Below are 10,645 nucleotides of genomic sequence, written 5' to 3' on the forward strand. Positions count from 1 at the left end.
CTACAATTGGTTCAGGCTCTACAATTGGTTCAGGCTCTACAATTGGTTCAGGCTCTACAATTGGTTCAGGCTCTACAATTGGTTCAGGCTCTACAATTGGTTCAGGCTCTACAATTGGTTCAGGCTCTACAATTGGTTCAGGCTCGCTCTCTTTACCTAAGGTCGATAAATCATTAGCGCTGTTATTACTATCGTTAATGCTTGATTCGACATCATCATAATCGTCCTTTGATGGCTCACTATCATGCTGACTCTCATAGTCTATTTCATAAGCCGGCACTTGCGCTGCTACATAGTCTGCAGCAGTTTCCAGAGAGGGATTATGCTCTAGCGTCGATGTAGCAGGTGCATTGGCCAATATCTCATTACTAGATAATGGACGAAATGCTAATAGACGTAAGATACACATCTCCAGCGCTTGCATTGGTGTACTAGCAAGCTTCACGCCTTCACGTGCTTGTACAACAATCTCATAATAAAGTTGCAATACATCAGGGCTGATATGCTGCGCAAGTGTGGTGATGTCCTGTGCCTGTGCTTCATTAACGTTTAAGGCAACTTGAGGCAATAACTGTGTTAGCGCCAATTGATGTAGTAACTCAGCGAGTCCATCAAACATACTGGTTGCATCAACCATCTGTGCACGCATTTGCTCAATATGGGCAGCAACGGCAGGTTTATCATGATTATAAATATCTGTGATGAGACGAACCAAATCAGCAGCATCAATCAAACCTAGCATGGCATTGACGGTGACATCATCTAGCGCACCTTGACCGAACGCAATGGCCTGATCCGTCAATGACAATGCGTCACGTACTGAGCCTTTAGCCGCACTGGCTAACTGCCAAAGCGCAGGTTGGGTATAACCAACTGCCTCTTGTGTCAAAATATTGGCCAAGTGCTCACTAAGTAGCGTTTGAGGCAATGGACGCAGTACAAACTGTAAACAGCGCGAGATAATAGTAATCGGTAACTTTTGTGGATCCGTCGTCGCTAGCAAAAACTTCACATGCTCAGGAGGCTCTTCCAACGTTTTGAGTAACGCATTAAAACTATGCGTTGACAGCATATGCACCTCATCAATCAGGTACACCTTATAGCGACCTTGACTTGGTGCATAAGGGACGTTGTCTAGCAGCTCACGGGTATCTTCAACTTTAGTACGAGAGGCAGCGTCAATTTCAATCAAATCGATGAAGCGACCTTGATCGATAGCCACACAGTTATCACACACACCGCAAGGGGTACTGGTTATACCAGTATCACAGTTCAGGCACTTGGATAATATACGGGCAATCGTGGTTTTACCGACACCACGCGTCCCTGTAAATAGATACGCATGATGCAGACGGTTATAATCAATTGCATTAATCAGCGCTTGCGAGACGTGCGTTTGTCCGATCAACTCATGGAAGTTCTTTGGACGATATTTGCGAGCTAAAACTTGGTATTGCTGCGTCATAGTAAATGCCAATTTGAGTAATACAAAAATAGGTAAAGCATCAGATCAGCGATCTAAATTGAGCTTGAATTATAGGTTGGCTTTTAGTTGAGCCAGTTGTTCATATAAACGTTGGGTATTTAAATCGATAACTGAGCCGTTTTGGTGAAAGGCATCTAAATGCACCTCGGTGTTTACACTATCTTCGCAAGGTCTAAACTCCACCCCAATCAAAAACAAATCATCCATCACTGGATCTTGCATTTGTGCATTAAGTTCCAACAATAAATCTTGGTGAGAGGCGCGAACTTTATCCGCACTCAATGAGCTGTCGTCATCTTGCGCATAAAACACCATTAGATAATGACGTCCAAACACATTATAAGAATGTTCGTGGCGAACATAACCATTCCAACGCGAGTCTTGATCCATCGTTCTATAAGCTAATATTTTCTCCACCAGACACGCATAGGTATACATTGATTCATCAACCAATATATCTACTTGATCCTTTGGAATAGGATGCCCTGCTTCAAAAGAATCCTTAATCAAGCTATTAAATAACTTGTACCACATACGCGTGTTCTTTTGAATTTCAGCCATGAGTGCGTTGGAAAAACTTGTCTGATTTGGCTGTATGGCCTTCAACAAACGCGGTTCAACCTGATCAATCAGTTCATAATTGACCAATTTTTCTTGGACGCTAATGGCTCTTTGGTGAAATCCTGGCGATTGTAAAAACTGAGTCAGTAGCGTTGATTCATCTAAAAATGATTCAAAACCTGTTAATTGACTACGATGAAAATCTAAAAATGCTGTCAAATCACTTGGGGTTACCAACTGACTGAGAATATCGACGAAATTTTGATAGCTAAAAACTTGCAGTACACTTTCTTCATCATCTAAATCTAATACACAGTCTTCAGCAAAAAACTGACTGCCATACTCATAGCCAACCGTATAAAGTGGTGCTCCAGCTTGATTGCCCTCATGTTTAATAGAAAGCGATGTCAAACCGATAAAATAAACCGCCTTATCAAGGTCAGAATCATCATTGTCCGCCATTAATTTATCATTTTTTTGATAAAGTTGAGCGTGACGCTTAATCAACTGATTGACAACCTCTTTTCTCCACTCTCGAACTTGGCTACTGTCTATATCTTGCCTACTCGCTTGCATCACCACATCATTGACGATCACATAAACCGTAGCACCAGAAAATTCAAAAACAAAATCATAGCCCTGAAATTGTTCAGGGCTACTCTTTTTATCTTGTGGTAACTCATACAAAGACAAAAAACTTTGTTTAATCATCTGCTGCCAAATTGAGGGTGCTGCCTGCTGAGTGTCCATAATATCCCTATAAATGAGGTCTCATAAAATCTGAGCCTGCTTTATGAAAAGTAGTAAAACTCTGGTTATATTCAGTTTATTACTAGTATGGATGTATGGCAAGCAAACCTTTCTTAACTTTCAAGCTTACGGCGCATATGTGGGAACAAAATCACATCGCGGATACTAGCAGAGTCTGTAAACAGCATCACCAAACGGTCAATACCGATGCCTTCACCGGCAGTCGGTGGCAAGCCATAAGACAATGCTTCAATATACTCTTCATCAAAGTGCATGGCTTCATCATCACCAGCGTCTTTTTCAGCGACTTGACCACGGAAACGTTCTGCCTGGTCGGCAGGGTCATTGAGCTCACTAAAACCGTTGGCCAACTCACGACCGCCAATAAACAGCTCAAAACGATCGGTAATCTCAGGATTATCATCACTACGGCGCGCCAATGGCGATGTCTCAGCAGGATATTCAGTGATGAAAGTCGGCTGGCGCAATTGATGTTCAGCAGTTTCTTCAAAGATAATCGTCTGTAGTTTACCCACACCAAAGACATCTTTTACTTGCTGCTTAAGGGTCGTTGAGGCGTACTCTGCTAGATAGTCACGATCGTTAATACGTGCCATGTCAAAGTTTTCTGCATATTTGGCAATCGCATCAGACATAGAGAGACGTTCAAATGGCGCTTTTAGACTGATGGCTTCTTCCTGATAAGTAATCTCAGTCGTACCCAAGATATCCATCGCCAATTCATTGAACAGACGCTCAGTTAAATCCATCAAGTCATGATAGTCTGCATAGGCCTGATAGAATTCAATCATGGTAAATTCAGGATTGTGACGAGTAGAAACACCTTCATTACGGAAGCTACGGTTGATTTCAAACACTTTTTCAAAACCACCAACCACTAAGCGTTTTAAATAAAGCTCAGGAGCAATACGTAAGTATAGTGGCATATCTAAGGCGTTATGATGGGTAATAAATGGACGAGCCACAGCGCCACCTGGGATAGGATGCATCATTGGCGTCTCAACTTCCATGAAACGCTCATTTAACATAAACTTGCGAATACCACTAATCACCTGGCTGCGAATCATAAAGGTATCACGCGTTGTTTCATTGGTCATCAAATCAAGATGACGGTTACGATAGCGTGCTTCTACATCAGCTAGACCATGAAACTTGTTTGGCATCGGACGTAGCGACTTGGTCAATAGGGTGAAATCTTCAATATGTACATATAGATCGCCTTTTCCTGAACGACCGATAAACCCAGACACCCCAACAATGTCACCCAAATCTAACGATTTAATCGTAGCGAGTGTCTCTGGATCTAACTCTTTACGGGCGACATATAACTGAATACGACCTGTCATATCCTGAATAACGATAAAAGCGCCACGGTTGAGCATAACGCGACCTGCTACATTGACTTGGGTTTTTTCACCCTTAGCAGCTTTGTCTTCGATTTCCTGCTTGTCAATCCCTTCAAAAGCCGTTTGCAAGTCTTGCGCATAATCAGTGCGTTTAAATGTATTTGGATACGGCTGTTTACCAGAAGCACTGATATCGTCTAGCTTGGCTTGCAACTGTGCAATCAGCTCGTTAGCATCTTCTGGGGCTTGCTCTTGATTTTGATTATTGGACTTTGACATAACACTCTCAAAATTATTAGGTAATTAAAGGAATAAAAGAAAACTGTAAATCTTAAATAAGACATTCAAATAACACACGTCAATAATGCTTATGGCTTTTGCTATAAGACATTACACACTAACAGCAGACAAACCTATCTTGCTAAAAAAACGTTTCACCTCTTGTCACACGCTTGATAGATAAATGGAGCGACTTTTTCAGCTGATGCGGCGCTATCAGAAGATACTGATAGCGCCGTCGAAGTTGCAGGCACTAAGCTTCTAACAGTAAACTGCCTTAATCTCCACCGCCAATACTGGCCATTAGATCTGCTTGGTGTTCACGCATCAGCGCATCAAGGATTTCATCTAAGTCGCCTTCCATAATTGAGTCTAGCTTGTATAACGTTAGATTGATACGATGGTCAGTCATACGCCCTTGCGGGAAGTTATAGGTACGGATACGCTCTGAGCGATCACCACTACCGACTAAGTCACGACGGATAGAATCTGCTACATCAACTTGTGCTTGGACTTTAGCTTGTTGAATCTTAGCAATCAGCATTTTCATCGCATGAGCACGGTTCTTATGCTGGCTGCGTTCTTGCTGACACTCTACCACGGTACCGGTAGGAATATGGGTTAAGCGTACGGCTGAGTCCGTGGTATTAACGTGCTGACCACCTGCGCCACTGGAGCGGAACGTATCCATTTTTAGATCTGCAGGATTGATATCAACACTGTCATCGATTTCAACTTCTGGCATAACGGCAACGGTACAGGCTGAGGTATGCACGCGACCTTGACTTTCGGTCTCAGGTACACGCTGAACACGATGCACACCAGACTCAAACTTTAAGCGACCATAGACGCTATTGCCAGAAACACGGGTGATAATTTCTTTATAACCACCATGCTCACCTTCGTTAGCTGACAGAATCTCTAGCGTCCAACCTTGAGCTTGGGCATACTTTTGATACATACGGAACAAATCACCAGAGAAAATCGATGCTTCATCACCACCTGTACCTGCTCGAATCTCAAGGAACGCAGGCACTTTATCATTAGGATCTTTTGGCAACATCATGACGTTGAGCGCTTCTTCCATCTCTACGATGGTATCACGGGCACTGTCAATCTCGTCCTGCATCATCTCTTTCATTTCAGGGTCTGAGGCTTCTTGTAGCATCACTTCTGCATCAGCCTGATCCGTCTCTGCACGCACATAGTTCTGCCATAAAGTGGTGATATCCATCAAGTCGCTGTGCTCGACAGACAATTCACGGAATTTATTATTATCGCTAATAACACTAGGATCTGATAATAAGGCGGTGACCTCTTCATAACGGTCTACCATCTGGTCTAAACGCAAGCGCAAGGATTCTTTCATAAAAGGACTTTTAAATAGATGAGAGGAATAAGAGAGTGATTATAGCAAATTTTACCTCATTTGCCGAAAGGCGTTTTGGCTTATTTATAATTTCGATAGAAATTATAAATAAGCCAAAGATTTGTTTAAGCACTATAAAATTAATTTTGATAATAGGTAGAGCTAACCTTAGTTGGTTAGTTTAATATATTATAGCTTTATTAAAATAATCATCGAGATTGATATGAATCTAAAAAATAAACAAGGCAATATATCAAAGCTATTTGCTGTAGCATTTACCGTGAGTTTGGTGTCATTTTTAAGCAGTTGCTACGCTACTAGTGGGCTAGCAGATATCGTTTATGATAATAAAAACAAGATTGTTGAAGAAACCAAGACCGTGTTTAATGATGAGGTTATCGCTATTGGCAAGCCGAACCTGACTATCGCAGGTCATGAGCATGCTTTGGCTTTGGTGGGTAATAAATATAGTTATTTGATTGAGCCAAGTCGTGATAACTCTGAGCTGTTTAAAGATATATTTAGTCAGGTTGACCTTCGTTATTTGTATCTGAACCCTAGTAAGGCTAGATATACTATCGATACCAAAGCTATCACTAAGCAATTAGAAGTCGTCATTGATAAAGAGTCTAATTGTCAATACGATCATGGCTGTGCTGATCTTAGTCTGCATTTCAAAAAACCTATCACTGCTTCATACTCTGATGCTAAAGAGTGGTCTGCTTTAGAGAATTTAGGTTTTGGCTGTACTCATCAATACGAGTTACAAAAAAGATATTTGGTCTGCAATCGTGACATCTCAGTAGGATTTACGGTGGCGCAGCCTATAACTAATGTTGATAGTATCCCACATCAATTCAAGCAGCCTCTACAATTGACTATTAATCAGAAGTTTTCTAAAACCTCGACTGGTCCAAATTTATTGAAAGCTTTGGTAGTATTTGCTCCCATAACCATAGCATTTGATGTCATTACCTTCCCTCTACAAGTTGTGCATTTAGGAAACGATATGCAGAAGAACTGGCATTAGCATTTAGTCTAAAAAGCCAAATCATAGTAGATTTGGCTTTCGTCAATTTAAGTTTAGCTACGAATTTAAGGTTAGTTATAAATTCATCACTGACCGTTTTCATCAAGCCCAGTACGGTAGGTTAGCTGAGTATTTTCTCCCGATGACATCACATGACGCACTCTAGTAATGCTAATAGTATTATTCGCTCCAGATTCAATCAAATTAAAAGTCTGTTGAGCAATGACTACGTTATTTTGACCCAAAATGCTGATGGTTTGACAGTTACCTTTTATCGTAATTTTTTGGTTATTACCTTTAAAGTCAACTATAGGATTTTTGGCGTTGCAAGTATAAGTGGTTTTGGCAGTGGCAGAGCCCAAATAACCTGCATTTGCAGGAACAACAACGCCTTGTTCAGTAACCGTAGTATTGCTTACTTTTATTTTATTAGGATTAACTGTGACATTCGCACCAATACTGACATTAGGCCCGACATAAACGTCTGCCTGCGCCATAGTTGTTGTAAATATAATCGTTAATGCGGCTGTCGCTACTCGCTCAGAGGTTAAAAAATATTTCGAAAATCGCACTATTCGCCCCTACTTAAATAAATTAGTTTTTTACATAGCAAAAAAAGAGTTATTTAGTATTCGCCCATCGCCTTAATGGCTCGCCAATACCCAATAACTCTCGTAACCTTTCAGATGTATTTAAACCTTACGTACTAACACCGAGCCAATCGAGTAACCTGCACCAAACGAGCAGATCACGCCCAGATCACCTGATGCTAAATCGTCTTTATAACGATGGAAGACAATCATTGGACTGGCGGAACTGGTATTAGCAAATTCAGCGATGACACTCGGTGCAATCGCTTTGTCTGCGTCACGTCCAACAACTGTACGCAAGATTAAATCCAACATATTGGCATTGGCTTGGTGTAGCCACATCATTTTGACCTCACTAGGCTGCATGTCGTTCTCATGCAAATGCTCAGTGATGATCTCTGAAACTTTTGGACAAACTTCACGGAAGACTTTACGACCATTCTGCAAAAATAGCTTGTCAGTCACTGGTTCATTAAGGTCTGGATACATCTCTGTTTGCGCCGCTAAAAACTCAGAGCGATCCATAAAACCGTATTCGTTTTTAATGTTGGTTGAAAACTGTGTAAACAGCTTGGTGCTTAAAATCTCATAACCTTTTGGCGTGTCTAGTTCCTCAACGATACAGGCGGTTGCGACATCACCAAAGATAAAGTGACTGTCACGATTGCGCCAGTTAAGGTGCGCTGAGGTAATCTCAACATTGACCACAGCAACACGTTTGGCAAGACCAGAAACAATCGAACCATGCGCTTGCGATAAACCAAAGGTTGCCGCACTACAAGCAACGTTCATGTCATAAGCAAAACCACCTACCATACCGATAGCATCTTGAATCTCAATAGACACTGCAGGATAGGTACGTTGGAAGTTTGAGCAGGCAAGAATAATACCGTCCAAATCATTGGCTTCAAGACCAGCGTCAGCCAGTGCGTCTTTTAGCGCGGCTGTGCCCATCTCTGCCATGATAGACAGCTCTTCACCCAACTGGCGGTAAGGTATGACAGGAGCCATAATTTCAGGATTTAAAATTCCATCTTTTTCCATCACGTAACGTGACTTGATACCAGATACTTTTTCGATAAAGGCTGCTGAAGAGGGTTCAAGTGCGGTGACAGTCTCTGCTGCTATCTCATCCGCATGCTTTTCATTATAATTCTCAACATACTGGTTAAATGATGCCACCAGCTCTTCATTGCTGATGCTATAAGGTGGGATGTATAGGCCGGTGCCCGTAATACAAGTCGTCATAATAAGCTTCCTTGTCTACTGCTATAGTGCTTGGGATAAGCATAAAGGTGGAATAATAATGGTTTTTTGATTTCGGTGAATAACTGTAAACTTAAAATCAGAGCCTTTATTATGCCTGAATAAAATTATTTTTCTAATACTTTGTTACAAATAATCTGTCAGACTGCAAAAAATAAGGGAAGACTGCCTTTATTATGAGGCAGCTACGCTATAATTGGTGCTGCTTTGGCACACTTCAATTGTCTGTATTATTATATTGGTGCGTATACACTTACTAAAAACAATAGATGCTTATATTAGGGAACGTTCATGGCAGAAATATTCAACTGGTTGTTTGGACAATACGCTGACTACTCTACTCTATTTATCATCTTGGAGTTGATTGCCGTTGTATTTGGTGTAGCAAGCGTCATATTTGCAAGTAGAACCAATATTCTCGCCTTTCCTATTGGACTGATAAGCACGGGTATTTTTGTCTATCTGCTATGGAAATGGCAGCTATTTGGCGATATGTTTATCAATGCCTATTACACCGTTATGAGTCTGTATGGGTGGATTAACTGGTCTAAGAATAAGGCAGATAATCAACAAACAGATCATATAAATCCAGCCAGCCAGAAGCAAGATACATCGCGAGATAGTACTGATAGTGAAGGTGCTATTCAAGTTGAACGGTTAAGTGCCAAAGACATGCCTATACTGGCTTTGCTAGGCGCTGCTACTATTGGTTTTGTGGCATTGGTTTATTACTTCCGTCCTGTGATTAACAATGAGTTTAGCTTCGATGGCGTCGTGCTTGGCACGCATTTATTTACCTGGATTGATTATACCGATATGCTGACCACTGCATTATTTTTGATGGCGATGTGGCTCATGGCGCGACGCAAAATTGAGCATTGGTTATTATGGATCGTTGCTGATGCCATCTCCGTGCTGTTATACTTTTACAAAGGCTTTACATTTACCGCACTACAGTATGTAGTATTTACTCTCATTGCAATCTGGGCATATTATGAATGGCAAAACCGCTATCGCAGACAATCTCATACAGCATACGCCTAAGTCGGTCATCAGTGTCGCAATACTAGGGGCAGAAAGCACTGGCAAGACAACCTTATGTCGTGATTTGGCAGCCTATTTCGAGAGCCCTTGGGTACCAGAGTATATGCGTACCTACTTACAAGCTAAATGGGATAAGGAGCAGCTGACTTGTACTTGGAACGACTTGTTGCCCATTGCCCAAGGTCAAATAGAGCTAGAGAACCAGTTGGCACTACAATCAGCACAAATCATTCAACTAAACGACAGTATTAAAGACCCTAATCATAAGAGGCTTTTATTTTGTGATACTAGCCTGTTTGAGCTGATGGTTTATTCTAATTGGTATTATGGCGACTGCCCTACCGATCTAACCAATGCCGCATTAGCGCATCATTATGATTTAATTTTATTAACTGAAGTCGATACGCCGTGGGTGGCTGATGACTTACGTGATGCTCCTCACGAGCGTGAGCAGATAAGCACTTACTTTGCTAGCCAGCTTAAGATGCACAATAAAATGTTTAGGCGTATTGGTGGCGACAGAGATGAGCGGGTACAACAAGTGCTCGAATGGCTTTCTTAAATCCATCCTATACCACGTTATCAGTAAATGACCTACAACCTTTAAGAGCATTAAGAGATGTCCATGCTAAAAAATATTGAACGATACCTAGAAAAAACCATTTTTAACAGCCGCTGGATATTAGCGCCTTTTTATTTAGGGCTGATCTTAGGGATTGTCTTATTATTTATAAAATTCATTCAAAAAACAATCATGATGTTTAATACTGTATTTAACCCCACTCTCAACTTCGAAAGTGATTGAAAAAAGAAGAGCACCTCACTAATCTATTGTTTTCGACCAAGAATACAATGGAGTTGTGAGATGCCCATAGACGAATTTATCATCAATATCTATTTAAT

At 41.2% G+C, this 10,645-nt stretch carries 9 protein-coding genes and 2 pseudogenes; 5 read left to right on the plus strand and 6 right to left on the minus strand.

Annotated features, from left to right (window positions below; genetic code table 11):
• Positions 1–41 precede the first annotated feature (41 nt).
• Positions 42–101: pseudogene (locus tag QL919_RS14175) on the plus strand (hypothetical protein); the annotation flags it as partial.
• Here the strand turns inward: QL919_RS14175 and dnaX are convergent.
• From dnaX to prfA, 4 genes and pseudogenes are all read right to left on the minus strand, one after another.
• Positions 83–1,465: pseudogene (gene dnaX / locus QL919_RS13735) on the minus strand (DNA polymerase III subunit gamma/tau); the annotation flags it as partial. The pseudogenes QL919_RS14175 and dnaX overlap by 19 nt on opposite strands.
• A gap of 69 nt (positions 1,466–1,534) precedes the next feature.
• Positions 1,535–2,758, minus strand: coding sequence for a hypothetical protein (locus QL919_RS13740; protein ID WP_290190040.1), 1,224 nt, complete (start codon positions 2,756–2,758; stop codon positions 1,535–1,537).
• 152 nt (positions 2,759–2,910) lie between these two features.
• Positions 2,911–4,443 (minus strand): lysine--tRNA ligase, encoded by a 1,533-nt coding sequence (lysS, locus tag QL919_RS13745; RefSeq protein WP_290190041.1) that lies wholly within the window; start codon positions 4,441–4,443, stop codon positions 2,911–2,913.
• 277 nt (positions 4,444–4,720) lie between these two features.
• Positions 4,721–5,812: a peptide chain release factor 1 gene (gene prfA / locus QL919_RS13750; protein ID WP_290190042.1), complete on the minus strand. Its 1,092-nt coding sequence runs from the start codon at positions 5,810–5,812 to the stop codon at positions 4,721–4,723.
• A 223-nt stretch (positions 5,813–6,035) separates the two neighbouring features.
• Between prfA and QL919_RS13755 the strand changes: the two genes are divergently transcribed.
• Positions 6,036–6,842 carry a hypothetical protein gene (locus QL919_RS13755; protein WP_290190043.1) on the plus strand — a complete coding sequence of 269 codons (807 nt, stop codon included), beginning with the start codon at positions 6,036–6,038 and terminating at the stop codon, positions 6,840–6,842.
• Positions 6,843–6,928: 86 nt separating this feature from the next.
• On the opposite strand, the gene QL919_RS13760 is transcribed toward QL919_RS13755, so the two are convergent.
• Both QL919_RS13760 and QL919_RS13765 read right to left on the minus strand, forming a co-directional pair.
• A complete protein-coding gene (locus QL919_RS13760) occupies positions 6,929–7,414 on the minus strand; it encodes a DUF3060 domain-containing protein (RefSeq protein ID WP_290190044.1) in 486 nt (161 codons plus the stop codon).
• 120 nt (positions 7,415–7,534) lie between these two features.
• Positions 7,535–8,680, minus strand: a complete 1,146-nt coding sequence (locus QL919_RS13765; RefSeq protein ID WP_290190045.1) for a beta-ketoacyl-ACP synthase III — start codon at positions 8,678–8,680, stop codon at positions 7,535–7,537.
• A gap of 309 nt (positions 8,681–8,989) precedes the next feature.
• On the opposite strand from QL919_RS13765, the gene pnuC reads away from it, so the two are divergent.
• The 3 genes from pnuC to QL919_RS13780 all read left to right on the plus strand — a co-directional run bounded on the left by pnuC (position 8,990) and on the right by QL919_RS13780 (position 10,547).
• Positions 8,990–9,742 carry a nicotinamide riboside transporter PnuC gene (gene pnuC, locus QL919_RS13770; protein WP_290190046.1) on the plus strand — a complete coding sequence of 251 codons (753 nt, stop codon included), beginning with the start codon at positions 8,990–8,992 and terminating at the stop codon, positions 9,740–9,742.
• A complete protein-coding gene (locus QL919_RS13775; RefSeq protein ID WP_290190047.1) occupies positions 9,693–10,304 on the plus strand; it encodes an ATP-binding protein in 612 nt (203 codons plus the stop codon). The genes pnuC and QL919_RS13775 overlap by 50 nt, the downstream gene beginning before the upstream one ends.
• Positions 10,305–10,367: 63 nt before the next feature.
• Complete coding sequence (locus QL919_RS13780; protein WP_290190048.1) at positions 10,368–10,547, plus strand: YqhA family protein; 180 nt, start codon at positions 10,368–10,370, stop codon at positions 10,545–10,547.
• Positions 10,548–10,645: the final 98 nt, after the last annotated feature.

The sequence above is a fragment of the Psychrobacter sp. APC 3426 genome, from assembly GCF_030408035.1.
Classification (GTDB): Bacteria; Pseudomonadota; Gammaproteobacteria; order Pseudomonadales; family Moraxellaceae; genus Psychrobacter.